This is a genomic window from Aeromicrobium sp. 10G20-16, from assembly GCF_055809665.1.
On sequence record NZ_CM147919.1, the window covers coordinates 2,082,633 to 2,108,619 of the forward strand.

Genomic DNA, 25,987 nt, shown 5'->3' on the forward strand with positions numbered 1-25,987 from the left:
GGCGTCGTTGGTGGAGCCTAGGGGACTCGAACCCCTAACCCCCTGCTTGCAAAGCAGGTGCGCTACCAATTGCGCCAAGGCCCCCTGTGGTGGGGAGGTGTGGTCAGACCGGATCGGTGCCGGCTGCCCACGGGTCGACCGGGGTCGACTTCGTGCGTCGTCCGAGGGCCCACACGACGCCTGCGGCCGCGAGGCCGAGGGTGATGATCTTGCTCATCGATCCTCCTCGAACAGTGGGCGTACCAGGACTTGAACCTGGGACCTCTTCCTTATCAGGGAAGCGCTCTAACCAAGCTGAGCTATACGCCCGCAACAGCGATGAACACTACCTCACGGCACCGGTCGCGATGAAATCGGCCCGGGTGGACCCGCGCGACCATCAGTCCTGCGAGGTGTACGTGACCTCGAAGCCACCCAACAGCTGCGCGGCCAGGTTGTACAGGTGCGCAGCGATGGTGGCGAGGATGGTCATGATCACCACGTTGAGGGCCGACAGGACCAGACTCAGACCCACCAGTCGGGTGAAGCCCAGGTAGTCGGTGATGCGGAAGGAGCTCGTGTCGTCACTCAGCACGGTGTTGACGCTGCTGTCGATCTGCTCCCAGATGCCGGTGACGTCGAGGATGACCCAGAAGATCGTCACGGCGACGACCGCGACGACCATCATCGCGACGGAGATCGTGAAGGCCATCCGGGTGACCGACCACGGCTCGATGTACGACAACCGGAGCGTGGCTGCGCGACCCCCGCGCGAGTCCGACATCACCGGTGTCCGCGTCTCCGCCTCGGGCTTGCTGGTCGTGGTGACGGTCTGTGACACGGGAGCATCCTCACGCTCAGCCTTGACGGCGGGAATCACCGCCGTGGCGAACGGGGAGGAGGACGTGGTGCGAGCGTAGTCACTGGCCGACAACGGACGCGACCGGCTCGACGACGTGCTGCCACCGCTCTTGGTGCTCGTGCTCGAGCTTCCCGTGGACCTGGCCGGCGTGGACTTGCTGCCACCACTCTTGGCCGATGACGCCTTGGTGGCCGGAGTCTTCTTCGCGTCGCCCCGAGACTTCGAGGTCGAGCTCTTGATGCTGGGGCTCTCGGCCGCCGGTCGCGGACGACCCTTGTCGGTCTCGCCGTCGAGACCGGCCGACGCGTCGATCCTGGGGATCTGCGAGGTGTGCGCTGCGTCGCCCGCACGTGCTCCGGGCATCGCGCCGTTCGAACGGTCAGTGCTCGCGTCGGGGGCCTCGTCGCTCACTCGTCGTGCACCTCATCGGTCGGTTGGGGCTGATCGGTCTGCTCATCGGCTGCGTCGTCCTCGGGAACCGGTTCGGCGTTCCGGGCGATGGTCACCACCCGGTCGTCCCCCTTGAACGTCACGAACTTGACCCCCATCGTGCCACGTCCTGTCGCATTCACACCTGAGACGAGGCTACGAGTGACCTGTCCGCCACTGGTGACGGAGATGACGTCGTCGGTGTCGACCAGCACCAGCCCACCCACCAGCTCACCGCGGTTCTCGGTGATCTGCATGGCCTTGATGCCGAGTCCGCCGCGACCCTGCAGGCGGTAGTCCTCGATCGGCGTCTTCTTGGCGTACCCACCGTCGGTGACCGTGAAGACGTACAGCTGCTCAGGCTCGAGCACCGCGTCGGCGTCGTCGGCCTGCTCCGGCCGGCGGATCACGCTCATCGACAGCAGCGAGTCGTCGCCACGGAACTTCATGCCGGTGACGCCCGAGGTGGCGCGTCCCATGGGCCGCAGCTGCTCGTCGTCGGCGCGGAACCGGATGGCCTGCGCCTTGCGTGAGATCAGCACCATGTCGTCCTGGGCGTTGACCAGCTCGGCGCCGATCAGCTCGTCGTCCTCGTCGCGGAAGTTGATCGCGATGACGCCGGCCTGACGGGGGCTGTTGTAGTCGCCCAGACGGGTCTTCTTGACCAGACCCTTGCGGGTGGCCAGCACCAGGTAGGGCGCCTGCTCGTAGTCGCGGATCGCCAGGACCTGCGCGATCTGCTCGTCGGGAAGGAACGACAACAGTCCGGCGACGTGACCACCCTTGGCGTCGCGCGCGGCCTCGGGCAGGTGGTACGCCTTGGTGCGGTAGACGCGTCCGGCCGTGGTGAAGAACAGGATCCAGTGGTGGCTGGTGGTCGCGAACACGTGGTCGACGACGTCCTCGCCGCGCAACGTGGCACCGCGCACTCCCTTGCCCCCGCGGTGCTGCACGCGGTACTGGTCGGTTCGGGTGCGCTTGGCGTAGCCGCCCTTGGTGATGGTCACCACGACGTCCTCGTCGGGGATCAGGTCCTCGTCGGACAGATCGCCGTCGGCCGGGACGATGGGCGTGCGCCGGTCGTCGCCGTACTTCTCGACGATGGCTGCCAGCTCCTCGCTGACGATGGAGCGCTGGCGCTCCTCACGGGCCAGGATGTCCTGGTAGTCCGCGATGGCGGCCTCCAGCTCGTTGAGCTTGTCGATGATCTTCTGCCGCTCGAGCGCGGCCAGGCGGCGCAGCTGCATCTCGAGGATGGCGCGCGCCTGGATCTCGTCGATGTCGAGCAGGTCGATCAGGCCGTCGCGAGCCTCGTCGACCGTGGGGCTGCGGCGGATCAGGGCGATGACGTCGTCGAGCGCGTCGAGGGCCTTGGCGTACCCGCGGAAGATGTGTGCCTCCTCCTCGGCCTTGCGGAGGCGGTACTCGGTGCGGCGTCGGATGACCTCGATCTGGTGCGTGATCCAGTTCGTGATGAAGCCGTCGAGGCTCAGCGTGCGCGGCACGTCGTCGACCAGGGCCAGCATGTTGGCGCTGAAGTTGGTCTGCAGCTCGGTGTGCTTGAACAGGTTGTTGAGCACCACGCGGGCGACGGCGTCACGGCGGATCTCGACGACGATGCGGCGGCCGACGCGCGAGCTGGACTCGTCGCGCAGGTCGCTGATGCCCTGCATGCGCCCGGAGTTGACCAGATCGGCGATCTTGCGCATGAGCGAGTCGGGGTTGACCTGGTACGGCAGCTCGGTGACGACCAGCTGGATGCGCCCCTTGGCGTCCTCCTCGATGTTGACCACCGCGCGCATCGGGATCGAGCCGCGGCCCGTGCGGTACATGTCCTCGATGCCCTGCGTGCCGACGATCAGACCGTGCGTGGGGAAGTCGGGGCCCTTGACCCGCTCGATCAACGCCTCGAGGGTCTCCTCCTGGGAGGCGTCGGGGTGGCCGAGCACCCACTGGGCCGCCTCGGCGACCTCGCGCAGGTTGTGCGGCGGGATGTTGGTGGCCATGCCGACCGCGATGCCGGCCGAACCGTTGACCAGCAGGTTGGGGAACCGCGCCGGCAGCACGCTGGGTTCTTGCGAACGGCCGTCGTAGTTGGGGCGGAAGTCGACGGTCTCCTCGTCGATGTCACGCACCATCTCCATGGCGATCGGCGCGAGCTTGCACTCGGTGTACCGCATGGCGGCTGCCTGGTCGTCGCCCGGCGAACCGAAGTTGCCCTGGCCCTGCACCATCGGTGCGCGCATGACCCACGGCTGCGCGAGGCGCACCAGGGTGTCGTAGATCGCGGTGTCGCCGTGCGGGTGGTACTGACCCATGACGTCACCGACGATGCGGCTGCACTTGCTGAACCCGCGGTCGGGTCGGTACCCGCCGTCGAACATCGCGTAGAGCACGCGCCGGTGGACGGGCTTGAGTCCGTCGCGCACGTCGGGCAGGGCTCGGGACACGATCACGCTCATGGCGTAGTCGATGTACGAGCGCTGCATCTCGTCCTGCAGCTCGACGGGTTCGATCCGGTCGCGCTCGATGGGGAGGTCGGTCATGGGTGAGTCCCTTAGATGTCGAGGAAGCGAACGTCTTTGGCGTTGCGCTGGATGAAGGACCGTCGTTGCTCGACGTCCTCACCCATCAGCACCGTGAACATGAGGTCGGCGGCGGCGCCGTCCTCGAGGGTGACCTGGCGCAGGACGCGCGCATCCGGATCCATGGTCGTCTCCCACAGCTCGGAGTCGTTCATCTCGCCGAGACCCTTGTAGCGCTGCACCGGAGCCTCCTTGGGCAACCGGTGTCCGGCGGCCGCGCCGGACTCGAGCAGCGCATCGCGCTCGCGGTCGGAGTAGGCCAGGTCGTGCGGGTGGTTGGTCCACTTGATCTTGTACAGCGGCGGCTGGGCCAGGTACACGTGGCCGCCGTCGATCAACGGCTTCATGAAGCGGAACAGCAGCGTGAGCAGCAGGGTGGAGATGTGCTGGCCGTCGACGTCGGCGTCGGCCATCAGCACGATCTTGTGATACCGGAAGCTTCTCGATGTCGAAGTCCTCGTGCACCCCGGTGCCGAGCGCGGAGATGATCGCCTGGACCTCGGCGTTCTGCAGGATCTTGTCGATGCGTGCCTTCTCGACGTTCAGGATCTTGCCGCGCAGCGGGAGGATCGCCTGGGTGCGCGGGTCGCGGCCGCCCTTGGCCGAGCCGCCGGCCGAGTTGCCCTCGACGACGAAGATCTCGCACTCCTCAGGGTTGCGGCTGGAGCAGTCGGCGAGCTTGCCGGGCAGACCGCCGCTGCCGAGGAACCCCTTGCGGTTGCGCGCGAGGTCACGGGCCTTGCGTGCCGCCATGCGGGCGGTGGCCGCGTCGATGGACTTGCGCACGATGACCTTGCCCTCGGCGGGGTGCTGCTCGAACCACGCGCCGAGCTCGTCGTTGAGGACCGACTGCACGTAGGACTTGGCCTCGCTGTTGCCCAGCTTGGTCTTGGTCTGACCCTCGAACTGGGGCTCCTCGAGCTTGATCGAGATGATCGCGGTGAGGCCCTCGCGGATGTCGTCGCCGGAGAGGTTGTCGCTGGCCTTCTTGATCAGGCCCTGGGTGGTGGCGAACTTGTTGACCGTGGAGGTCAGGGCCGCGCGGAAGCCCTCCTCGTGCGTGCCACCCTCATGGGTGTTGATGGTGTTGGCGAAGGTGTGCACCGACTCGCTGAAGCTGTCGTTCCACTGCATGGCGACCTCGAGCGACAGGCCCTTGGCCTCGTCCTCGGACTCGAAGGCGATGACCCCGTTGTGGATGGGCGACTTGCTGCCGACGTTGATGTGGTCGACGTAGTCGACCAGGCCGTTGTCGAAGCGGAAGCGCGCCTCGCTCTCGATGGAGTCGACGGCCGAGTCGCCCTCGGCCGCCTCGGTGGTGGCGTCGCGCTCGTCGCGCAGGACCAGCTCGAGGCCCTTGTTGAGGAACGCCATCTCACGAAAACGCGTCTTGAGCGTCTCGTAGGAGTACTCGACGGTCTCGAAGATGTCGGCGCTGGCGTAGAACGTGGTCGTGGTGCCGGTGTCGTCGGTGGCCTCGCCGCGCACGAGGTCGGCGTCGGGCTCTCCGTAGGTGAACGACTGGGTCCAGACGTAGCCGTCACGCTTGACCTCGACGTGCAGCTTGGTGCTCAGCGCGTTGACGACCGAGACGCCGACGCCGTGCAGACCACCGGAGACCTTGTAGCCGCCGCCGCCGAACTTGCCGCCGGCGTGCAGCGACGTGAGCACCAGGGTGACGGCCGGCATCTTCTCGGTGGCGTGCATGTCGACCGGGATGCCGCGGCCGTCGTCGACGACGCGGACGCCGCCGTCGGCCTGCAGCACGACCTCGATGTGGGTGGCGTGACCGGCAAGAGCCTCGTCGACCGAGTTGTCGACGACCTCGTAGACCAGGTGGTGCAGTCCGCGCTCACCCGTGGAGCCGATGTACATGCCGGGGCGCTTGCGCACCGCCTCCAGACCTTCGAGCACCTGGATGTTGCTCGCGTCGTAGGACTGCTCAGGATCTGGAGTTTGATTCACTCCGTCAGTATACGGGCCCATAGCGTGCGTCTGACGGTTGAACCGTCTCCTCGCCTCGCCGTGTCGCGAGCGTCGAGTGGGTCTGAGAGGCACAGAATCGTGGCTGTGACGTGCTCGCAGTCCCCCGCATGAGCTCGGGGTCGGCCGTGGACCCGGACGGCGGCCCACCGTGGCAGGCTGGTGTCATGGCCGTCACCCACGAATCCGTCGTCTCCCGCGCCGTCGCGGTGGGGTGCGCCGTGCTGGGTGCGGCCGTGCTGGTCCTCACCTACCTCGGCGCGGTCGGAACGTCGTCGGGACAGCGTCTCGACCAGCGGGCCATGAACACCGTCTACGCCGGCCGCGACGCGCGCCTGTCCCTGCTGGCCTTCCTCGGCAACGTGTCGATCGCAGCGATCCTGATCGTGATGCTGGTGTGCGTGGCGCTGGCCCTCGCCCGCGGCAACGCGCGCTGGGCACTGGGAGCGGTGGGCGTGATCGTCGGAGCGAACGTGACGACGCAGCTGCTCAAGCACCTGGTCCTGGACCGGCCCGACTTCGGGCTCTCGACCCTGAACTCGCTGCCGAGCGGGCACACCACCGTGGTGGCGAGCGCCACCGCGGCGACGGTGCTCACCGCGCCACCGACGCTACGGGTGATCGCGATGCTGGGCGGGGCGGCCGCCACGACCATGACGGCTGCCTCCACCATCGTGGCCGGCTGGCACCGTCCGTCCGACATCGTCGCGGCCCTCGGCGTCTGCCTGGTGTGGTCGGCCCTCGCCTCCGTGGTGCTGTCGCGCCAGGTGGTCGGGGCGCGTGCCGGCGTGATCGTGTCGGCGCTCGGATCCCTCGGCGCGCTCGTGGCCCTGGTGCTGATCGGCGTACGACCCACCGGCGGATGGGACGGCGTGGTCGACGCGTCGGCGGTGCTGGGCCTGGTCGGCGTCGCGGTGATCGTCTTCACCGTGCTGGTCAGCTGGTTGGCGTTCGACGACGATGTTCCCCGTGAAACATCGCCGTCAGCCGTAGGTGTCCCGGGGTCCGCGCTGACCGCGGATCGAGCGCGGGCCTGACGTCCAGCTGGGCGCCTGGGGGCCGCGGATGTCGATGCGCAGCACCGACCCGTCGCCCAGTGCCTCGTTGAGCTTGGCCACGATGCGCGGGGCGAGCAGCCTCAGCTGCGTGGCCCACGCGGTCGTGCGCGTCTCGACGTGCACGACGGCATCGGCGAACCCCACGACCCGCGAGTGCTGCGCCACCTCCGGACCGACGATCGTGGCCCAGTCGTCGAAGACCCGCTGCGCGTCGATGTGCTTGCCCCAGCCGCGCTCTCGGATCATCTCGCCGAGCACCTCGCCGATCGGCACGGGGTCGTCACGCCGCTGACGGCGTTCGGTGGCGGGTGGTGGCCGGCGGCGCGGGGGGCGAGAACCGCCGGGCGGGGCGGGTCTTCCCCCGCGCTTGTACCGATCGGTGATGTCGCGTGCCAGGTCCAGGGGATCGGGCTCGTCGGGCTGGTCAGGCATCCTCGGTCACCGTGCCCCCGGCCACCACGAACCGCTGACCCTTGAGCTCGTCGGGCACGTCGTCGGCGACCGCGGCCGTGACCAGCACCTGCTCGGCGTCGCCGACCAGGTCGGCCAGCTGCTGGCGGCGGCCCTGGTCGAGCTCGGCGAACACGTCGTCGAGGATCAGCACCGGATCGTCACCGTCGGTGCGCAGCAGCTCGAACGCGGACAGGCGCAACGCGAGCGCGAGCGACCACGACTCGCCGTGGCTGGCGTAGCCCTTGGCCGGCAGCTGACCGATCGACAGCACCACCTCGTCGCGGTGCGGTCCGACGAGACTGATGCCACGGTCCAGCTCGTCGCCGCGCCGCCGGCCCATCTCCGCCAGCAGGGCTTCCGCGATCACCGCCTGGTCCCGTTCGGACGCCGGCAGGTCGATCGACGGCTTGTAGACGGCCGTGACCGCGCGCCGGTCCTCGGCGGCACCGGACGCGACCCGGGTGTGGGCCTCCACCAGGTGCGGTGCGAGATCGTCGAGCAGGACCAGGCGCTGGGCGATCAGCTCGCCGCCGAGGCGGGCCAGGTTCTCGTCCCAGATGTCGAGGGTGGCGATCTCGACGTCGCGCCTCCTCCCCGCGCTCTTGAGCAGCGTGTTGCGCTGGCGCAGGACGCGGTCGAAGTCGGCCTTCACGCCCGCGAGGCGGGGCGTGCGGAGCACCAGCAGCGCGTCGAGGAAGTGTCTGCGGTCGGACGGGTCGCCCTTGACCAGCTGCAGGTCGTCGGGCGAGAACGTCACCGTGCGCAGCACGCCGACCAGGTCACGCACGCGGGGCAGGTCTCCGCGGTTGATGCGGGCCCGATTGGACTTGCCGGGGATGATCTCCAGCTCCAACAAGGCGGTGCGGTCGCCGCGCACGACGTCGGCGCGCACGACGGCGCGCTCGGCGCCGGACCGCACGAGGGGGACGTCGCTGGAGACCCGGTGCGAGTCCAGGCGCGACAGGTACTCGATCGCCTCGACGAGGTTGGTCTTGCCCTGCCCGTTGGCGCCGATGAAGCAGACGGCGCCGGGATCCAGATGGATCTCGGCCTCCGGGTAGGACCGGAAGTCGTGGAGGGTGAGGCGAGCGACGTGCACGCCGGCGTCAGGCCGAGTCGGGGTCGTGCCCGGCCTCGGCGGCCGCCTTGACGGCGTGGCCGCCGAACTGCTGACGCATGGCCGCGACCGCCTGCATGGCCGGCGACTCGTCCTGGCGCGAGGTGAACCGCGCGAACAACGACGCCGCGATGGTGTGCATCGGCACCGCGTTGTCGATGGCCGCCTCGACGGTCCAGCGGCCCTCGCCGGAGTCGTCGGCGTAGCCGCGCACCTTGCTCAGACCCGGATCGTCCTCGAGCGCCTTGACCAGCAGGTCCAGCAGCCACGAACGCACCACGGTGCCCTCGCGCCACGAGTCGAACACAGCGGTGACGTTGTCGACCATGTCGACCTTCTCGAGCAGCTCGAAGCCCTCGGCGTAGGCCTGCATCATGGCGTACTCGATGCCGTTGTGGACCATCTTGGAGAAGTGACCCGCACCGACGCGACCGGCGTGGACGAAGCCGGACTCGCCCGGGGGCTTGAGGGCGTCGAAGGCGAACTGCACCTTGGCGATGTCGTCGGCGTCGCCGCCGGCCATCAGCGCGTAGCCGTTCTCCAGGCCCCACACCCCACCGCTGACGCCGCAGTCGACGTAGCCGATGTTCTTGGCGGCTGCGAGCTCGGCGTGCTTCTCATCGTCGGTCCAGCGCGAGTTGCCGCCGTCGACGATGACGTCGCCGGCGTCGAGCAGGTCGATCAGCTCGGTGACGGTGGAACGGGTGATCTCGCCGGCCGGCACCATGACCCACACGATTTTGGGTGACGGAAGCTGCTCGACCATCGCTGCGAGCGAGTCGACGTCCGAGACGTCGGGATTGCGGTCGTACCCGACCACGGTGATGTCGGCGTTGCGCATGCGGGTGCGCATGTTGCCGCCCATCTTGCCGAGTCCTACCAGTCCGATGTCCATGCTGGCTCCTCTGGGGTTCGTGGGTGGTTCAGCTCTGCAGGCGCACCGGCATGATCAGGTAGCGGAAGGCTCCGTCAGGATCGGCGCCGATCTCCTTGACGCCGGAGATGGCGGCTGGCTTGGTGTGCTGGGTGAACGACAGGTGCACGACCGGGTCGGACATGACGCCCAGTCCCTCGAGCAGGTAGGTGGGGTTGAAGCCGATCGAGATGTCGGGGCCGTCGATGGTGGCCTCGACCGACTCCGAGGCCTGCGCCTCGTCGCCACTTCCGGCCTCGAGCAGCAGGACACCGTCGGCGAAGGTCAGGCGCACCGGGGTGTTGCGCTCGGCGACGAGCGCCACGCGCTTGACCGAGTCGACGAACGCGTGGGTGTCGACGTAGGCCACGGTCTCGGCCTGGGCCTGGAACAGCTGACGGACCCGGGGGAAGTCACCTTCGAGCAGTCGGGTGGTCGTGCGGCGCGTGCCGTTGCCGACGGCACCCTCGAAGCCGATCAGTCCGTCGCCGGACTCGCCGGCCGACACCGCGATGGTGACGTCGCCGCCGCTGGTGAGCGACCGCGCGGTCTCTCCCAGGACGCGCGCGGGCACGAGCGCCTGCGCCGACAGGTCGGTCTTCTCGGGGAACCACTGCAGATCGCGCAGGCTCGCGCGGAATCGGTCGGTGGCCATCAACGAGATGGTGTCGCCCTCGAGCTCGAGGCGCACACCGGTGAGCAGCGGCAGCATGTCGTCGCGCCCGGCGGCGGCACTGGCCTGGGCCACGGCGGTGGCGAAGACGTCGGCCTTGACGGTGCCGGAGGCCGTGGGCATCTGCGGCAGCTGGGGGTACTCCTCGACCGGCATGGTCTGCAGGCTGAAGCGGGCGCTGCCGCACACGACCTGCACCTTGGTGCCGTCGAGGGTGACGTCGACCGGCTTGGCAGGAAGCGACTTCACGATCTCGGCGAGCAGCCGACCGGAGACCAGGACACGGCCCTCACCGGAGACCTCGGCCGGCAAGGTGGCGCGGGTGGAGGTCTCGTAGTCGAAGCCGGACAGGGTGAGACCGTCGGCTGACGACTCGATGAGCAGGCCGGCGAGCACGGGGACGCTCGGACGGTTCGGCAGGCTGCGCGCAGTCCAGGCGACAGCGTCGGCGAAGGTGTCGCGTTCGATGCGGAACTTCACGTCGTGCTGCCTTTCGGGCGGGCCAGGTGGCTGTCGTCCAGCATCCTGCCACGGTCAAGGGCCTCGGCAACAGGCAGGTGAGGCCTGGTGAACGATGCCCACAGGTGACGGTCGAGGTGATTTCTACTGGTCATCTGGTGATGAAGAGGTTCAGTAGTAGTCATAGCCTCTGTGGATTCCGTGGACAACGTGGTTTTTTCTTGTAATTCCAGAAATTCTGCCGGTGGACAAGATGTGTGGGCCTGGAGGGAGAAGCTACGGGATGCTGTGGATCCTGTGATGCCGTTCACACTCTGTTCACATCTGGACACCTTCTGTCCACGATTTTCTCGGTCTTTCCCACAGGCTCGTCCCCAGGTGTGCACGACGCCCTGCCGTTGCAGGCGTGTCACGGTTGGCGGGCCTGCTGCTTGATGCGCGCGGTCAGCTCGGTGACCTGGTTGTAGACGGCGTGCTTCTCGGCCATCAGCTTGCGGATCTTGCGGTCTGCGTGCATCACGGTGGTGTGGTCACGGCCGCCGAACTCCTGCCCGATCTTGGGCAGCGACATGTCGGTGAGCTCGCGGCACAGGTACATGGCGATCTGGCGAGCCAGCACGAGATTGCGACTGCGGTTGGCGCTGCACAGGTCGTCGATCGTGAACTCGGAGTAGGTCGCGGTCTGCGCCATGATCATCGACACCGAGATGTCGGGCTCCTCGCCCTCGGCGACCAGGTCCTTGAGCACGATGTGCGCCAGGTTGAGATCGACCGTGGTGCCCTGCAGGTTGGCGAAGGCGGTGGCGCGGATCAGTGCGCCCTCGAGCTCACGGATGTTGGTCTGGACCTTGCTGGCGATGAACTCCAGCACGTCGGCCGGCGCCGTGAGCTTCTCGTTGGCGGCCTTCTTGCGCAAGATCGCGATGCGGGTCTCGAGATCGGGCGGCTGCACGTCGGTGGTCAGACCCCACTCGAAGCGGTTGCGCAGCCGGTCCTCCAACGTGGTCAGGTTCTTGGGGGGACGGTCCGAGGTCATCACGATCTGCTTGTTCTCGTTGTGCAGCGCGTTGAAGGTGTGGAAGAACTCGGTCTGGGTCGATTCCTTGCCCTCGAGGAACTGGATGTCATCGACCAGCAGCACGTCGACCTCGCGGTACTTGCGCTTGAGCGCGGCGGTCTGGTTGTTGCGGATGGCGTTGATGACGTCGTTGGTGAACTCCTCGCTGCTGACGTAGCGCACACGCGAGGAGGGGTAGAAGTTCAGGACGTAGTGGCCGATGGCGTGCAGGAGGTGGGTCTTGCCGAGCCCGGACTCGCCGTGGATGACCAACGGGTTGTACGCCTTGCCGGGTGCCTCCGCGACGGCGACGGCGGCCGCGTGGGCGAACCGGTTCGACGAGCCGATGACGAAGTTCTCGAACAGGTAGCGCGGGTTGAGTCGGGCCTCCGAGGCGCCACCGATGCGAGCCGGTCCGATCTTCGGTGCGCCGGAGTCCCAGCTGGCGACGAACTCGTCGCGATCCTCGTCGTCGAGGTCGTCGTCGATCTGGTCGTCGATGTCCTCGACCGTCTCGCCCTCGTGCAGCTGGTCGGCGAGGTCGGGCTCGATGCTGACCACGAGTCGGGTCTCCGAGCCGAGTGCTTGCGTCAGCGCCTGCTCGAGCGCCGGCTTGACCCGGGCCTCGAGCTGGGCGCGGGTGAGGTCGTCAGGGACGGCGACCAGCAAGATGTTGTTGTGCAGTGACATCGGCTGCGCGGCGTAGACCCAGACCTTCGCGCCTGGCGACAACGTGGCGATCGCCTCGCCCCAGATCCTCCGCAGCGCGTCGTCCGCAGGGGTCTCGGCAAGGTCGGTCATAGGGCGCCTCCGGGTCATGATCCACATGGTTTTCCACAACATGTGCAGCCGGCAAGAGTGGGGCGCCAAGTCTGTGGAAAAGTGATCGGTACGGCGTGACGCTAGCAGCGCAGGTCAGTGGTCACAAGCGAGTTGCACGATCTCGTGACGTCGTCGTCGGCGTGTCGTCACGAACCTGCGGCTGCCCTGCCGTATGAGGTCGGTTTGACCGTCCAGACAGGCGACCCGTACCGTGGTGAGATCGTCTGTGGACGACTCCTGCCGCGAGCCCGCGGATGGACGTCGTCATGTGCGTGATCGACACCCGGTCCCGCCGGACGTCACCATCTGTGTACATCGTTCTGTGAGGAAACATCGTGAGCAAGCGCACCTATCAGCCGAACAATCGTCGTCGGTCCAAGAAGCACGGTTTCCGTCTGCGCATGCGCACCCGCGCCGGCCGCTCGATCCTGGCCAACCGCCGCCGCAAGGGCCGCGCAAAGCTCTCCGCCTGAGTCATCGTGCTGGCCCCAGGGCAACGCATGCGTGACGGCAACGACTTCCGGTCCACGGTTCGACGTGGATCGCGAGGAGCTCAGCCGACCCTGGTGGCGCACGTCGTGAAGGGAACCGGCGGTCGATCGACCGTCGGTTTCGTCGTGAGCAAGGCCGTCGGGTCGGCGGTCGACCGCAACCGTGTCAAGAGGCGTCTTCGTCACCTGATGCGCGACCGCGTCGATCAGCTGCCGGCGGGCTCACGGGTCGTCGTGCGTGCACTGCCCGCATCGTCCACCGCGTCCTCGCGTGCACTCGGCGATCAGCTCGATGCTGCGTTGGTGCGCGCGGGTGTGTCGCTCGATGCCGGTCTGGCCGCGCGGTGAAGTACCTTCTCGTGGCACTGTTGCGGGTGTACCGGTTCGCCATCAGCCCGCTGTACGGCGACGTGTGTCGCTACTACCCCAGCTGTTCGGCGTACGCGCTCGAGGCGGTGCAGGTGCACGGTTCCGTGCGCGGCGCGTGGTTGGCCGTGCGACGGTTGGGACGTTGCCACCCGTGGGCACCCGGCGGGCTCGATCCAGTTCCACCCCATCGACATGCTGCGTCGCAGCATGATCGCACTTCACAAGGAGAACAGTCGTGGGCTTCCTAGGCGACATCGGCTCGGCGATCATGACACCGCTGTACTACGCGGTGTCCGGCATCCTGCTGGTCTGGCACGAGATCTTCTCCACGGTGCTGCCGGCGGAGTCCGGCTGGACCTGGGTCCTGTCGATCATCGGGCTCACCGTCACGATCCGCACCCTGCTGATCCCGCTGTTCGTCAAGCAGATCAAGAGCAGCCGGAACATGCAGCTGCTGCAGCCCCAGATCAAGGCCCTGCAGCAGAAGTACAAGCACGATCGGCAAAAGCTCCAGCAGGAGCAGATGAAGCTGTTCCAGGAGACCGGCACCAACCCGCTGGCGTCGTGCCTGCCGCTGATCCTGCAGATGCCGGTGTTCTTCGCGCTGTTCCGCGTGATCGACCGCGCCGCCCAGGACGGCGCCGCGGGTGCTCGTGGCTTCATGACCGCCGAGAATGCGACGCAGCTGCAGAACGCCCAGCTGCTCGGCGCGCGCATCGCCGACACGTTCACGAACACCGACCTGACCGGCACCCGCATCCTGACGATGTCGTTGGTCATCATCATGGTGGCCACGCAGTTCACGACGCAGCGGCAGCTGATGAGCAAGAACATGCCGGCCGATGCCATGACCGGGCAGTACGCGCAGCAGCAGAAGATGCTGCTGTACATCCTCCCGTTCGTCTTCGCCATCAGCGGCGTGATCTTCCCGCTGGGCGTCCTCTTCTACTGGGTCACGTCGAACATCTGGACCATGGGTCAGCAGTTCTACGTCATCCGCAACAACCCCTCCCCCGGAACTCCCGCGTTCAAGCAGAAGCAGGAGCGCGACGCGAAGAAGGGCAAGACGGTCACCGAGGACCCGTTGCAGGCGGCGAAGGACGCGGCGATCGAGGCGGAGCCGAAGCCGGTTCGCCAACAACCCAAGAACCAAGCGCGCAGCAAGCGCAAGAAGGGCGGCAAGTGATGAGCACGGATGCATCGAAGCTGGAGAAGGAAGGCGACATCGCCGCGGACTTCCTCGAGGAGCTGCTGGACATCGCCGACCTCGACGGTGACATCGACATGGACGTCGAGGGTGATCGCGCTGCGGTCGAGATCGTCGGCGGCGAGCTCGGTCACCTGGTGGGCGACGACGGTGAGGTGCTCGACGCCCTCCAGGAGCTGACCCGTCTGGCGGTCTACCGCGAGACCGGCGAGCGCAGCAGGCTGATGCTCGACATCGGTGGGTTCCGGGCAGCTCGTCGCGCCGAGCTGGTGACGCTGGCGCAGGTGGCCATCGAGCAGGTGGGCGCCGGCGAGGCCTCGGTCTCGATGGATCCGATGACTCCGTTCGAGCGCAAGGTGGTGCACGACACCGTCGCCGATGCGGGACTCACCAGCGAGTCCGCCGGCGTGGAGCCGCACCGCTACGTGGTGGTGCTCCCGGGCGCTGGCACGACCCGTGTGGACGCCGATGTCGACGCCGAGGTTCAGGGGTAGCCTCGCTCCATGCCTGACGATGTTTCACGTGAAACACCCCCGCCCACAGATCTCATGGTCGACGCGGCGGGGGTGTTCTCGTCCCGGCTGCCACTCGCCGAGGCCTATGTCGAGCTGTTGGCCACCGACGGCGTCACGCGCGGGTTGATCGGTCCCCGTGAGGTTCCGCGGCTGTGGTCCCGCCACGTCATGAACTCGGCCGTGGTGCTGCCTCGTGTGCCACACGGTGCCTCGGTGGCCGACGTCGGGACGGGTGCCGGCCTGCCCGGCATCGTGTGGGCCATCGCGCGCCCCGATCTGTCCGTGTCGTTGATCGAGCCGCTGCTGCGACGCACCACGTTCCTGACCGAGGCCGTCGAGCGTCTGGGTCTGGAGAACTGCACGGTCGTGCGTGCACGGGCCGAGGACGTCCATGACACCTTCGACGTCGTCACGGCGCGCGCGGTGGCGAACATGGACCGTCTGGCTCGCTGGTGCATGCCGCTGGTGAAGAAGCCCGGCGGCGTACTACTGGCCCTCAAGGGGCAGTCCGCTGCCGAGGAGGTCGAGGCGGCTACCGCGACGCTCCGCCGGTTCGGCGCCACCACTATCGTGGTGCAGACCTACCCCAACGGGGCGGTTCCGACCACCGTCGTCGAAGTCTCCGCGTGAGCGGTGTTTCACGTGAAACCATGGAAAGGGGCGCGGTGACCACCCCACTGCCACCCGAGCACACCCCTCTGGCGCACGAAGCCGAGGCCCACGTCGAGCTCGCACAGCGCGTGGCGAGCTTCCCGACGTTCGAGCGTCCGGACCAGACCCGCATCTTCGTCGTAGCGAACCAGAAGGGCGGCGTCGGCAAGACCACGACGACCGTCAACATCGCTGCAGCGATGGGACTGCGCGGACTGCGCGTCCTGGTGATCGACCTCGATCCACAAGGCAACGCGTCGACCGCGCTGAACGTCCCGCACCACGAGGGCGCGGCCGGTGTCTACGAGGCGATCGTCGAGGGCACCGACATCGACGAGCTGGTCAGCCCGTGCCCGGACATCCCCGGGCTCACCGTGCTGCCGGCATCGATCGACCTGGCCGGCGCCGAGGTCGAGCTGGTCTCGCTGGTCGCGCGCGAGTCGCGTCTCGACCGCGCGCTGCAGACCTATCTGCGCGACTGCGAGGAGGCCGGCGACGTCATCGACTACGTCTTCATCGACTGCCCGCCCTCGCTCGGGCTGCTCACCGTGAACGCGATGGTGGCCGGTCGTGAGGTGCTGATCCCGATCCAGTGCGAGTACTACGCGCTCGAGGGCCTGGGCCAGCTGGTGCGCAACATCGAGCTGGTGAAGTCGCACCTGAACCCGGCGCTCGACATCTCCACCATCTTGCTGACGATGTACGACGGCCGCACCCGACTCGCCTCCGGCGTGGTCGAGGAGGTGCGCTCGCACTTCGGGGACACGGTGCTGCGCACCACGATTCCCCGAGCCGTGCGCATCTCGGAGGCGCCCAGCTATCAGCAGACCGTGCTGACCTACGACCCCGTCTCGAGCGGAGCGCTGTCCTACCTCGAGGCGGCGCGCGAGATCACCCAGTCCTCAGGAGGACGCGCATGAGCACCCCCCGCACCGCAGGCAAGCAGTCGCGCGGACTCGGCCGCGGCCTGGAGGCGTTGATCCCGGCCACCGCTGCGGCGGCGCGCGAGTCGGGTCTGGAGGAGGTCGAGGGAGCCCGCTACGCCGACATCCCCCTGACCCAGATCGTTCCCAACCCGCGTCAGCCCCGCTCGGTGTTCGACGCCGACGACATGGCCGAGCTCGTCCACTCCATCAAGGAGATCGGGCTGCTGCAGCCGATCGTGGTGCGGTCGGTGGGCGCCGACCGCTACGAGCTGATCATGGGCGAGCGCCGGTGGCGAGCGCACCAAGAGGCCGGCCTGTCCTCCATCGGTGCCATCGTGCGCGAGACCGACGACGCGGACCTCCTGCGCGACGCCCTGCTGGAGAACCTGCACCGTTCGCAGCTGAACCCCCTCGAGGAGGCGTCGGCGTACCAGCAGCTGCTGGACGACTTCGGCTGCACTCACGACGAGCTGGCCGATCGCATCGGCCGGTCGCGGCCCCAGATCAGCAACACCCTGCGTCTGCTGAAGCTCACCCCCACCGTGCAGCGTCGGGTGGCGGCCGGTGTGCTGTCGGCCGGGCATGCGCGCGCGCTCGTCAGCGTGGCCAATCCGGAGATCCAGGACCGGCTCGCCAGCCGGGTGGTCGCCGAGGGTCTGTCGGTCCGAGCGCTCGAGGAGATCGTGGCGGTCGGCCCCGACACCGGATCGACCAAGACCGCCGCCCGGCGGGGTCCGACCATGTCGGCGCCGCGGCTCGCCGAGATCGCCGACCGACTCTCGGATCGCTACGACACCCGGGTCAAGATCGACCTGGGACGGAGCAAGGGCAAGGTCGTCATCGAGTTCGCGACGATCGACGACCTGGAGCGGATCGTGGGCCTGATGGACGGGAAGAAAGCCGGTTCATAGCGACAAGGGTATTTGTCGACAAAGAAACAAAGACACAGAAGGGGCGGCCCACACGGGCCGCCCCTTTTGCGATGTCCTGCAGTCTCAGGCGAATTCGGACAGCTCGTTGAGGATCGCCGACTTGGGGCGCACGCCGGTGATGGAGCGGACGACCTCGCCCTTGTAGTACAGGTTCATGGTCGGCAGACCGATCACCTTGTACTGCGCGGGCGTGACCGGGTTCGCGTCGGCGTCCATCTTGACGATCGTGAGGGCGCCGTCCTTCTCGGTGGCGATCTCCTCGAGGATCGGGGCGAGCTGGCGGCACGGGCCGCACCAGCTGGCCCAGAAGTCGACGAGCACGGGGCCGTCGGCGTCGAGGACCTTCTCCTTGAAGTCGGCGTCGGTGACGGCGGTGATGTCTGCCATGGGTGCTCCTGCTGGGTGGGTGGGTGGTGGAAGGTGGTGCTGGGTTCAGTCGACGAGGGCGGCGTCGGGAGCCGGTGCGCCGGCGTGCTCGAGGTCGGCCAGGTAGCGCTCGGCGTCGAGCGAGGCCGCACACCCGGTGCCGGCAGCCGTGATGGCCTGTCGGTAGGTGTGGTCGACCAGGTCGCCGGCCGCGAAGACGCCGGCCAGGTTGGTGGCGGTGGATCCGGGCTTCACCAGCACGTAGCCCTCGTCGTCGAGATCGACCTGTCCGGTGAGCAGCTCCGAGCGCGGATCGTGACCGATGGCGATGAACAACCCGGTGGCGTCGATGCGGCGGGTCTCGCCGGTGACGGTGTCACGCAGCGTGAGGCCTTCGAGCGTCTCGTCGCCATGGATCTCGGCGACCTCGGAGTTCCACGCGAACTCGATCTTGTCGTTGGCGATGGCGCGGTCCTGCATGATCTTGGATGCGCGCAGCTCGTCGCGGCGGTGCACCAGCGTGACCTTGCTGGCGAAGCGGGTCAAGAAGGTGGCCTCCTCGAGGGCGCTGTCGCCTCCGCCGACCACGACGATGTTCTGCTCGCGGAAGAAGAATCCGTCGCAGGTCGCGCACCAGCTGACGCCACGGCCCGACAGGCGGTCCTCGCCGTCGATGTCCAGCTTGCGGTAGCCCGAGCCGGTGGCGAGCACGACGGCCCGCGCCTGGTGCGTGCTGCCGTCGCCCAGGGTGACGGTCTTGATGTCACCGGTGAGGTCCACGGCGGTGACGTCGTCGGCGACGAGCTCGGCGCCGAAGCGCTCGGCCTGGGCCCGGAAGTTGTCCATGAGCTCGGGGCCCATGATGCCCTCGGGGAAGCCGGGGAAGTTCTCGACGTCGGTGGTGTTCATGAGGGCGCCGCCGGCGGTGACCGACCCTTCGAAGACCAAGGGCTCGAGGTTGGCCCGCGCGGCGTACACGGCGGCGGTGTAGCCCGAGGGTCCGGAGCCGATGATGATCAGATTGCGGATGTCACCCATGGGGCGAGCTCCTGTTCGTCGGGGATGGCGCGTGCTGCGCACGTACTCGTCTCAACGCAGTCTAGGACGCGGACATTCCCCTATCCGCGACCCCGGACCCCGATCTCACGGATCGTTCCGACGTACTCCCCGGGGCTGCTCTCGGGCAGCCGGGTCAGGAAGACCACGACGTAGCGGGAGACCACCCCGGACGGCAGCGAGACGGTCGCGTCCGCACCGGCGGCGTCGATCGTGGCGACACGATCGAGATCCCGCAGTCGCGTGGGAGCCTTGCTGGCACCCTCGGGGGCGACGTACACCGACAGGTTCGTGGGACCGGAGCCGAGCAGGATCCGCAGCGAGGTGATCTGGCGGGTGCCACCGAGGTCGACCAGCAGTCCGACACCGTCCTTGAGACCGCCCAGGTTCGGGTTGCCGAAGTAGCGCGACGTCGACCAGCTGGTGTCCGGGTTGCCGTCGATGGCCCGGGACGCCTGCCGTGGGTTCTCCTCGCCGTCCGACCCTTGCGGATCGAAGTCGGTGGCCGATCTCAGTGGGAGCGTGCGCACCGGCGACGAGTCGTCGATCGCGGCCGTCGGGGACTGCGTGGAGCGATCGGCCAGGAAGATCAGGGTGGAGATCAGGGCCAGACCCACCAGAATGCCGAGCAGCACCAGGGCGCGGTCGCCACGCGTGGCGCGGCGTCCGCGCGCCTTGGCCCGCTCGAACGTCGTCGGTGGCGCCGGTTCGTAGGCCTTGGGTCGTCGGCGCGGCGGCTCGAGACCGGGCGGCGGGCCCTGCGGCACGATCACCGGGTCCAGGCGCAGCAGGTCCGGCGAGGAGATGTTGCTGAGACTGGGCTGGTCGTCGTGCAGGTCGTCGTCCTCGCCGGAGAGGCGCAGGGTGCGAGCGATGTCGGCGGCGTTGGTGAGTCGTGGTCGGTGCTCGCGCGGGGGGACACCCAGGATCCGGTCGCACACGTCGTCGATGTCGCGCGAGACCCCGGCCCGGACCTGGCGGGGGCGCAGCAGTCGGCCGTGCTCGGTGGGCGCGGGCGGCAATCCGTCGACGGTCGAACCGGGCCACCTGCTGGTCAACGAGGCGTACAGCAGGCGTCCGAGGGACTCGACGTCCTCGTGCTCGTAGGCGACCAGGTCCGCAGCGGAGTCGTGGTGATCGGCCGGGGCCAGAGCCGTCGCGACGCCGAGACCGACGACGCGGACGGCGCCGGACTGCTTCAGCAGCACCTGATGAGGTGTCAGTCGACGGTGGTAGACCCCGTTCTCGTGGGCATGGGCCAGCGCCTCGGCCACCTCGGCGACGACGGTGGCGGCGCGACGGTTGGGCAGGGCCGACTGCAGCAGCACCTGGTCGAGCGGGAAGGCCCGAGCCCACTCCCGCACCACCAGGTGATGGGCCTGCTCGTCGGAGATCAGGTCGAGGACGCGCAGAAAGCGCGGGTCGTTGACGGCGGTCGACTGGCGCGCGGCCTCGAGGAAGTGCTCGGCGCGAGCATCGCTGCTGGGCAGCAGCTCGAGACCGACGTTGCGGTTGAGCGTCTGGTCGTGGGCCCGCCAGGTGGCCGCTCCGAACTTCTCGGACACGAGGTCCTGCAGCTCGTATCGATGCGCCAGGACGTCGCCGGAGGCCAACGTCCGCCGCTCGCTCATCGACACTCCTTCACGCGTCCTTGTCATGGTAGACAGCCGGACCAGCGTTCCGTGACGCCGATCGCCGGTGTGTCCGTGCGGTCAGCGGCGGCGCAGGGTGGCGACCAGGTACGGCAGCTGCTCCATGCGCAGCAGACGGGTGGACACCACGTAGGCCGCCGCGCCCACCAGGCCGGAGATCACGGCGATCGGCAGACCCCCGCTGGCGCGCGTCGGATCCAGGCCCAGGGCGGCGAGCCCGCGCGCCGATCCGAGCATGACGCCCGCGGTGACGGCGGAGGCGAGGATCAGACGGCCGAGGAACACCATCATCTCGCGGTCGATCATCGGACCGAACCGACGACTCAGCAGCGTGGTGGACAGCGTGGCGCCGACGCCGTAGGCCAGGCCGAACGACAACGCCAGCATCATGGCGACGTGGGCCGGATCGACCAGCCGGGACAGCACGACGGCCGCGACGATGTTGACCGCTGCGATCGCCACCTGGATGAAGAACGGCGTGCGGGTGTCCTCGTTGGCGTAGAAGCCGCGCACCATCAGGTAGTGGAAGGTGAACGTGACCATCGCGAGGCCGAACGCCGAGATGGTGTTGCCGATCAGCGACGTGTCTCCCTCCACGGCACCGACGATGCCGGCGGCGGTCGACAACGGGCCGCCGAGGCACGCGACGGCGACGGCCAGCGGCACCACGATGACCAGGGCCATGCGGATCGTGCGCCCGAGCTCGAGGCGGAACCGGTCGAGGTCGCCGGCCGCGGCCAGCGAGGACAGCGTCGGGATGATCGCGGTGGCCAACGACACCGTGATGACACCGTGCGGCACCTGGCTGACCAGGAAGCCGAACGAGTACACCGCCACGCCGGCGGCGGGCACGTCGAGCGACTTGCCCTCCAGGGTGGCGGCGTTTCCGAGCCGGTTGACCACGATGAACGCCACCTGGTTCGCGACGATGAACAGCAACGTCCACATGCCGAGCCGCAGGGTGTGGCCCATGCCCACCCCGCGGAAGTCGAACCGTGGGCGGTACCTGAACCCGGCGCGGCGCAGGTAGGGCACCAGCACCAGGGTCTGCAGCACGATCGCGACGGTCGACCCGACGCCCAGGACGAGGGCCTCGCGCGTCGTGAAGCCGTCGGTGGCGTCGGACACCCCGAACGTGAGCGCGTAGGCGACCAGCACCGCGATGGCGACCAGGTTGTTGACGATGGGCGCCCACATCATCGGGCCGAACCGGCGGCGGGCGTTCAGCACCTGGCCGACCAGCACGAAGGCGCCGTAGAAGAACACCTGCGGCATGCACAGCCACATCAGCAGTCGGGCGGAGTCGCGCTGCACCGCGTTGCCGGGCTCGAACAGATCGGCGCCGTAGAACACGCGCATGAGCCACGGAACGGCCACGACCAGCACCAGGGTGCCGACCGCGAGCACCAGGAGGCCGAGGGTGATGACCCGGTTGGCATAGGCGTCGCCACCGTCGGCGTCGTTGCTCATGGCTCGGACCAGCTGGGGAACGAGGACCACGTTGAAGATCCCGCCCGCCACCAGGATGTACAGCGCGTTGGGCACGGTGTTGGCGATGTCGAACAGGTCGGCGTTGAGCGACTTGCCGATCACGACGATCAGCAGGCCGGCGCGCACGAATCCGGTCAGGCGCGACACGATTGTGCCCAGGGCCATCCAGGCGCTGGCGCGCGCCAGCGAGTTCTGCTCAGTCATCGTCGGGACCTGCCTCGACCGTCGGACCGCCTCGCCTGCTGAGGAACCGGCGGGCGAGCGCCAGCGCGACGAACACGCCGGCGGCGGCCATCGTGATCCAGAGGACTGCGCCCACCCGGCTCGAGCGCACGTTGAACTCGCTCGTCGTGCCGAACGGGCGGCCGTCCGGCGTGAGCAGCTGTGCCGTGACGGTCGTGGCGTTCTGCTGGCCGAGGTCGACGTCGACGGTGAGCGTCATGCGTTCCCCGGCAGCGATCTGCACCTGGTCCTGGTCGGGCAGCCGGAGCGCTGGATTGCTCGACGACAGGCGGACGCCGACCGAGACCTCCTCGTCACTGCCGTTGGTGATCGTCAGGGGGAACCCGCCGGACGAGCTGGACAGCGTGACCGACGGCGGACCCATGACGGTGATCGCGTTGAGGTCGCGGGTGACCTCACGCTGCAGCTCGCGAGCCAGCATGATGCCGGTCGACCGCTGGGTGCGCCACCGCACGCCCAGCACCCCGGCCACGGCACGTGCACGGCTGTCGGCGGAGGAGACGGACTCGTCCGATGCCGCGGAGTTGAGCACGTCTCCGTCGCGGTAGGCGGTGTCGGCGGCGTCGAGCAGCGACTCCGGCAGCGTGCGGACCGAGGTGGTGCGGGGCACGGTGCCGGTGAACCGCGGATCACGCACGACGGCGCCGAGGTCGTTGGGTGCCGAGAACGGGGCGGTCCAGGGCTCGGTGGACGTGAGCACCGGGTCGTCCGCGCGGGGCGTCCAGAACGGATCGACCAGCACGAGAGCACCGGCCCGTGACGCAGGGTCGGCCTCCCGCTCCAGGGACGAGAACGCTGCCGCGGCCAGCGTCTCCTGACGCAGGACGGCGCCCGACGTCTCGCCGGGCAGGTCGTCGAGGACGCGGTCGTTGACCAGCAGCGGAAGGTCCCCGCTGGTCGTGGGCACGTCGACCAGCGAGCCCGAGGAATCGGTCCAGCGCGACAGGTCCGACGAGTTGACCACCACCGGATCGGCGCCGCGTGCGCGAAGACTGGTCAGCAGGGAGCGGGTCACGCCACCGGACACGGGCCAGGACACGCGTCGGGTCGACAGCCCGAACTCCTGGATGACCGACTCGGTGGCGTTCTCGACGGCGCCGAACAGCCGGCGCCTGAGTGCCGGATCACCGACCAGCGCCAGCACGTCGGTGCGGTCGTAGTCGAGGACCCAGGCCGACGGTCCGGTGCTGATCGACACCAGGTCGTCCCGGAACGTCGCCGCGATCTGTCGCTGGGCGTCCGTGAGGTCGTTGGGTGCGCGGCCCTCGGCGAGATCGTCGACGGCCAGCACCAGCGCGGGATCCACGATGACGCCGCGGCCCACGGCACCGCGGGCGATGGCCGCGTCGAGCTGCTGGCGCAGCCGCCCGCCGGTGCTGATGCTCGCGAGCAGGGTGTCGAGGTCGAGCACGCGACCGGTGACGTCGCGCCCGACCGGCATGAAGAACGACCACACCACGGTCGTCGACACCGCGGGGTGGTCTCCGCTCATGAGAGGCAGCACGGTGATCGCACGTGAGATCGCCGCGTTGCTGCGTGCGCCGGAGGCATCGGTGGCGAGGATCTGGATGCCGACGGGGTACACGCCGTCGGCGCCTGAGATCGGCAGCTGCTTGGCCGGCACGGTGACGGTGAACGGGCGGGTGGCGCCGGCAGGCAGGTCTCCGATCTCGTCGAAGAGCCCGACGTCGACCACGCGCGGACCGGCGAAACCCGGGTCGGTCCGGACCGCATCGGCGAGGTCCGATCGCGAGGTGATCGGCTGCGGGCGGATGACGAGGTAGGCCTGGGCGTCGGTCCATGCCTGGTCGCCGGTGTTGGTGACGCGGCCGGAGAGGGTCACGTCGGCCGCCGCGCCGAGCTGCGACGGCGACACGTTCGTGATGGTGGTGAGCACGCCCGAGGAGTCGGCGGCCGATGCCGTGGACGGTCGGACCATGAGCCCCGCGAGCAGGGTCGCGAGCAGGAGCCCCGCGGCCGTGCGTCGTCTCCGGATCACCAACTCATGCTAGTCGGGGCACCGGAGGTGACCGAGCCCCGTCGATCCGCCGATAGAGTGTGTCCCCGTGCCGACGAACAGCCTCACCCCCGAGCAGCAGGCGCGGATCGACGCGCGGTTGGACGCCTTGGGCTTCCTGACCGACCTCGGCCGCGCCTTCTCCGACGCGGGGCACGAGCTGGCCGTCGTCGGCGGACCGGTGCGTGACGCCGTGCTCGATCGCCCCGGCAACGACTGGGACTTCACCACCTCGGCCACGCCGGAGCAGATCGAGCAGATCGTGGCCCCGTGGGCCGACGCCCTGTGGGACATGGGCCGTGAGTTCGGCACGATCGGGCTGCGTCACGGTCAGCACGAGCTCGAGATCACCACCTACCGCAGCGACGAGTACGACCCGGACTCGCGCAAGCCCGCCGTCCGGTTCGGCGACTCGCTGCAGGCAGACCTGTCACGCCGGGACTTCGCCGTGAACGCCATGGCCATCCGGCTGCCGTCGCGCGAGGTGGTCGACCTGTTCGGTGGCCTCGACGATCTCGCGGCCCGGCGACTGCGCACCCCGGTGGCACCGGAGGTCTCCTTCGGTGACGATCCGCTGCGGATGATGCGGGCGGCCCGGTTCGCCGCCCAGCTGGACTTCACGGTCGATCCGGACGTCCGCCAGGCGATGGTCGACATGGCCGGGCGTCTGTCGATCGTCTCGGCCGAGCGCATGCGCATCGAGCTGGACAAGATCCTGCTCGCCGACCACCCCGTCGTGGGCCTGCGCCTGCTGGTCGACACCGGCCTGGCCGAGCAGATGCTGCCCGAGCTGCCGGCCCTGATCCTGGAGCGCGACGAGCACCACCGCCACAAGGACGTCTACGAGCACTCGTTGACCGTGCTGGAGCAGGCCATCGCACTCGAGGGCCGGCTGGACCATCAGCCCGACCTGGTCATCCGGCTCGCCGCACTGCTGCACGACATCGGCAAGCCCAAGACGCGGCGGTTCGTCGAGGGCGGCACGGTCACGTTCCACCACCACGACGTCGTGGGCGCCAAGCTGGCCCGCAAGCGCCTGCGGGCCTTGCGCTACAGCAACGACGTCGTCGACCAGGTCTGCACGCTGGTCGAGCTGCACCTGCGGTTCCACGGGTACGGCTCGGGCGAGTGGACCGACTCCGCGGTGCGCCGCTACGTGCGCGACGCAGGTGACCAGCTCGAGCGGCTGCACATCCTCACCCGGGCCGACTCCACCACCCGCAACCAGCGCAAGGCGGCGCGACTGCAGCGCACCTACGACGAGCTCGAGGAGCGCATCGCGGTGCTCGCCGAGCAGGAGCAGCTCGACGCGCTGCGTCCTGACCTCGACGGCACCCAGATCATGGAGATCCTCGGCATCGGCCCCGGTCGAGAGGTCGGCGAGGCCTACCGCTTCCTGATGGACCTGCGCATGGACCGCGGCCCGTTGGGGGAGGAGCAGGCCACCGAGGCGCTCAGGGCGTTCTGGGCCGCTCGTGGTTGAGGCAGGACTGACTGGCCGATGCGCCTGATTCGGGGCAACTAGCGGGCCGGTGGTGTCTGGCCGATGCAAAGGTTCTGCGCGAGGGCCGCGGTGTGATTCATCCGCGGCAGAGCGTCATGGACGGCTCGCGACGAATCTATCCGGTCCTGTTCCCGTCTGTGGTCATCCCGGTTTGTCAGTGCCATCGGTCAAGATTCA

At 68.6% G+C, this 25,987-nt stretch carries 22 protein-coding genes, 2 tRNA genes and 1 pseudogene; 10 read left to right on the forward strand and 15 right to left on the reverse strand.

From position 1 onward, the window contains the following. Nucleotides 1-8 precede the first annotated feature (8 nt). The 5 genes and pseudogenes from AC0L5F_RS10570 to gyrB all read right to left on the reverse strand — a co-directional run bounded on the left by AC0L5F_RS10570 (nucleotide 9) and on the right by gyrB (nucleotide 5,841). Nucleotides 9-84 (reverse strand) — tRNA-Ala (locus tag AC0L5F_RS10570). A gap of 150 nt (nucleotides 85-234) precedes the next feature. Further along, nucleotides 235-309, reverse strand: a tRNA-Ile gene (locus AC0L5F_RS10575). 70 nt (nucleotides 310-379) lie between these two features. After that, nucleotides 380-1,252 (reverse strand): DUF3566 domain-containing protein, encoded by an 873-nt coding sequence (locus AC0L5F_RS10580; protein ID WP_473313319.1) that lies wholly within the window; start codon nucleotides 1,250-1,252, stop codon nucleotides 380-382. Beyond that, on the reverse strand, nucleotides 1,249-3,816 hold the full coding sequence (gyrA, locus tag AC0L5F_RS10585) for a DNA gyrase subunit A (protein ID WP_473313321.1): 2,568 nt from the start codon (nucleotides 3,814-3,816) through the stop codon (nucleotides 1,249-1,251). The genes AC0L5F_RS10580 and gyrA overlap by 4 nt, the downstream gene beginning before the upstream one ends. A gap of 11 nt (nucleotides 3,817-3,827) precedes the next feature. After that, a pseudogene (gene gyrB / locus AC0L5F_RS10590) lies at nucleotides 3,828-5,841 on the reverse strand (DNA topoisomerase (ATP-hydrolyzing) subunit B). Between the two features lie 164 nt (nucleotides 5,842-6,005). Here gyrB and AC0L5F_RS10595 point away from each other — a divergent pair. Further along, on the forward strand, nucleotides 6,006-6,875 hold the full coding sequence (locus AC0L5F_RS10595) for a phosphatase PAP2 family protein (protein ID WP_473313322.1): 870 nt from the start codon (nucleotides 6,006-6,008) through the stop codon (nucleotides 6,873-6,875). Here AC0L5F_RS10595 and AC0L5F_RS10600 read toward each other — a convergent pair. The 5 genes from AC0L5F_RS10600 to dnaA form a co-directional block, all read right to left on the reverse strand. Continuing rightward, nucleotides 6,822-7,328: a DciA family protein gene (locus AC0L5F_RS10600; protein ID WP_473313323.1), complete on the reverse strand. Its 507-nt coding sequence runs from the start codon at nucleotides 7,326-7,328 to the stop codon at nucleotides 6,822-6,824. The genes AC0L5F_RS10595 and AC0L5F_RS10600 overlap by 54 nt on opposite strands. Continuing rightward, a complete protein-coding gene (gene recF / locus AC0L5F_RS10605; protein WP_473313324.1) occupies nucleotides 7,321-8,448 on the reverse strand; it encodes a DNA replication/repair protein RecF in 1,128 nt (375 codons plus the stop codon). The genes AC0L5F_RS10600 and recF overlap by 8 nt, the downstream gene beginning before the upstream one ends. Nucleotides 8,449-8,455: 7 nt before the next feature. Next, entirely contained in the window at nucleotides 8,456-9,361 is a 906-nt protein-coding gene (gnd, locus tag AC0L5F_RS10610; RefSeq protein WP_473313325.1) for a phosphogluconate dehydrogenase (NAD(+)-dependent, decarboxylating), read from the reverse strand. Nucleotides 9,362-9,389: 28 nt separating this feature from the next. Further along, nucleotides 9,390-10,532, reverse strand: a complete 1,143-nt coding sequence (dnaN, locus tag AC0L5F_RS10615; protein ID WP_473313326.1) for a DNA polymerase III subunit beta — start codon at nucleotides 10,530-10,532, stop codon at nucleotides 9,390-9,392. Nucleotides 10,533-10,920: 388 nt separating this feature from the next. Beyond that, a complete protein-coding gene (gene dnaA, locus AC0L5F_RS10620; RefSeq protein WP_473313328.1) occupies nucleotides 10,921-12,369 on the reverse strand; it encodes a chromosomal replication initiator protein DnaA in 1,449 nt (482 codons plus the stop codon). A gap of 356 nt (nucleotides 12,370-12,725) precedes the next feature. On the opposite strand from dnaA, the gene rpmH reads away from it, so the two are divergent. The 8 genes from rpmH to AC0L5F_RS10660 are packed head-to-tail and all read left to right on the forward strand — an operon-like array spanning nucleotide 12,726 to nucleotide 17,460. Further along, nucleotides 12,726-12,863, forward strand: coding sequence for a 50S ribosomal protein L34 (gene rpmH, locus AC0L5F_RS10625; protein ID WP_473313329.1), 138 nt, complete (start codon nucleotides 12,726-12,728; stop codon nucleotides 12,861-12,863). Nucleotides 12,864-12,869: 6 nt separating this feature from the next. Further along, nucleotides 12,870-13,229, forward strand: a complete 360-nt coding sequence (gene rnpA, locus AC0L5F_RS10630) for a ribonuclease P protein component (RefSeq protein WP_473313330.1) — start codon at nucleotides 12,870-12,872, stop codon at nucleotides 13,227-13,229. Between the two features lie 26 nt (nucleotides 13,230-13,255). Beyond that, nucleotides 13,256-13,498, forward strand: a complete 243-nt coding sequence (gene yidD / locus AC0L5F_RS10635; RefSeq protein ID WP_473316182.1) for a membrane protein insertion efficiency factor YidD — start codon at nucleotides 13,256-13,258, stop codon at nucleotides 13,496-13,498. Nucleotides 13,499-13,518: 20 nt separating this feature from the next. Beyond that, a complete protein-coding gene (gene yidC, locus AC0L5F_RS10640) occupies nucleotides 13,519-14,436 on the forward strand; it encodes a membrane protein insertase YidC (RefSeq protein WP_473316183.1) in 918 nt (305 codons plus the stop codon). Beyond that, complete coding sequence (locus AC0L5F_RS10645; RefSeq protein WP_473313331.1) at nucleotides 14,436-14,951, forward strand: Jag family protein; 516 nt, start codon at nucleotides 14,436-14,438, stop codon at nucleotides 14,949-14,951. Before yidC ends, AC0L5F_RS10645 begins: the two co-directional genes overlap by 1 nt. Before the next feature lie 9 nt (nucleotides 14,952-14,960). After that, entirely contained in the window at nucleotides 14,961-15,602 is a 642-nt protein-coding gene (gene rsmG / locus AC0L5F_RS10650; RefSeq protein ID WP_473313332.1) for a 16S rRNA (guanine(527)-N(7))-methyltransferase RsmG, read from the forward strand. A gap of 35 nt (nucleotides 15,603-15,637) precedes the next feature. Next, on the forward strand, nucleotides 15,638-16,543 hold the full coding sequence (locus AC0L5F_RS10655; RefSeq protein WP_473313333.1) for a ParA family protein: 906 nt from the start codon (nucleotides 15,638-15,640) through the stop codon (nucleotides 16,541-16,543). Further along, complete coding sequence (locus tag AC0L5F_RS10660; protein ID WP_473313334.1) at nucleotides 16,540-17,460, forward strand: ParB/RepB/Spo0J family partition protein; 921 nt, start codon at nucleotides 16,540-16,542, stop codon at nucleotides 17,458-17,460. The genes AC0L5F_RS10655 and AC0L5F_RS10660 overlap by 4 nt, the downstream gene beginning before the upstream one ends. Nucleotides 17,461-17,544: 84 nt before the next feature. On the opposite strand, the gene trxA is transcribed toward AC0L5F_RS10660, so the two are convergent. The 5 genes from trxA to AC0L5F_RS10685 form a co-directional block, all read right to left on the reverse strand. Further along, entirely contained in the window at nucleotides 17,545-17,868 is a 324-nt protein-coding gene (gene trxA / locus AC0L5F_RS10665; RefSeq protein ID WP_473313335.1) for a thioredoxin, read from the reverse strand. 45 nt (nucleotides 17,869-17,913) lie between these two features. Then, nucleotides 17,914-18,885 carry a thioredoxin-disulfide reductase gene (gene trxB / locus AC0L5F_RS10670; protein ID WP_473313336.1) on the reverse strand — a complete coding sequence of 324 codons (972 nt, stop codon included), beginning with the start codon at nucleotides 18,883-18,885 and terminating at the stop codon, nucleotides 17,914-17,916. An 80-nt stretch (nucleotides 18,886-18,965) separates the two neighbouring features. Beyond that, the gene (locus tag AC0L5F_RS10675; RefSeq protein ID WP_473313337.1) at nucleotides 18,966-20,534 is read right to left on the reverse strand and encodes a protein kinase family protein; all 1,569 of its coding nucleotides are present in this window, start codon (nucleotides 20,532-20,534) and stop codon (nucleotides 18,966-18,968) included. Between the two features lie 81 nt (nucleotides 20,535-20,615). Further along, a complete protein-coding gene (murJ, locus tag AC0L5F_RS10680) occupies nucleotides 20,616-22,250 on the reverse strand; it encodes a murein biosynthesis integral membrane protein MurJ (RefSeq protein WP_473313339.1) in 1,635 nt (544 codons plus the stop codon). Continuing rightward, nucleotides 22,243-24,288, reverse strand: coding sequence for a DUF6049 family protein (locus AC0L5F_RS10685; protein ID WP_473313340.1), 2,046 nt, complete (start codon nucleotides 24,286-24,288; stop codon nucleotides 22,243-22,245). The genes murJ and AC0L5F_RS10685 overlap by 8 nt, the downstream gene beginning before the upstream one ends. 67 nt (nucleotides 24,289-24,355) lie before the next feature. Between AC0L5F_RS10685 and AC0L5F_RS10690 the strand changes: the two genes are divergently transcribed. Further along, nucleotides 24,356-25,789, forward strand: coding sequence for a CCA tRNA nucleotidyltransferase (locus AC0L5F_RS10690; RefSeq protein WP_473313341.1), 1,434 nt, complete (start codon nucleotides 24,356-24,358; stop codon nucleotides 25,787-25,789). Nucleotides 25,790-25,987 lie beyond the last annotated feature (198 nt).

What these genes read in the sequence shown, in the direction of transcription:
- gyrA (WP_473313321.1), bottom strand. Translation starts at nt 3,816, where the DNA reads ATGACCGACCTCCCCATCGAGCGCGACCGGATCGAACCCGTCGAGCTG.
- AC0L5F_RS10595 (WP_473313322.1), top strand. Translation starts at nt 6,006, where the DNA reads ATGGCCGTCACCCACGAATCCGTCGTCTCCCGCGCCGTCGCGGTGGGG.
- AC0L5F_RS10600 (WP_473313323.1), bottom strand. Translation starts at nt 7,328, where the DNA reads ATGCCTGACCAGCCCGACGAGCCCGATCCCCTGGACCTGGCACGCGAC.
- gnd (WP_473313325.1), bottom strand. Translation starts at nt 9,361, where the DNA reads ATGGACATCGGACTGGTAGGACTCGGCAAGATGGGCGGCAACATGCGC.
- dnaA (WP_473313328.1), bottom strand. Translation starts at nt 12,369, where the DNA reads ATGACCGACCTTGCCGAGACCCCTGCGGACGACGCGCTGCGGAGGATC.
- yidC (WP_473316183.1), top strand. Translation starts at nt 13,519, where the DNA reads ATGACACCGCTGTACTACGCGGTGTCCGGCATCCTGCTGGTCTGGCAC.
- AC0L5F_RS10645 (WP_473313331.1), top strand. Translation starts at nt 14,436, where the DNA reads ATGAGCACGGATGCATCGAAGCTGGAGAAGGAAGGCGACATCGCCGCG.
- rsmG (WP_473313332.1), top strand. Translation starts at nt 14,961, where the DNA reads ATGCCTGACGATGTTTCACGTGAAACACCCCCGCCCACAGATCTCATG.
- AC0L5F_RS10660 (WP_473313334.1), top strand. Translation starts at nt 16,540, where the DNA reads ATGAGCACCCCCCGCACCGCAGGCAAGCAGTCGCGCGGACTCGGCCGC.
- trxA (WP_473313335.1), bottom strand. Translation starts at nt 17,868, where the DNA reads ATGGCAGACATCACCGCCGTCACCGACGCCGACTTCAAGGAGAAGGTC.
- trxB (WP_473313336.1), bottom strand. Translation starts at nt 18,885, where the DNA reads ATGGGTGACATCCGCAATCTGATCATCATCGGCTCCGGACCCTCGGGC.
- AC0L5F_RS10675 (WP_473313337.1), bottom strand. Translation starts at nt 20,534, where the DNA reads ATGAGCGAGCGGCGGACGTTGGCCTCCGGCGACGTCCTGGCGCATCGA.
- murJ (WP_473313339.1), bottom strand. Translation starts at nt 22,250, where the DNA reads ATGACTGAGCAGAACTCGCTGGCGCGCGCCAGCGCCTGGATGGCCCTG.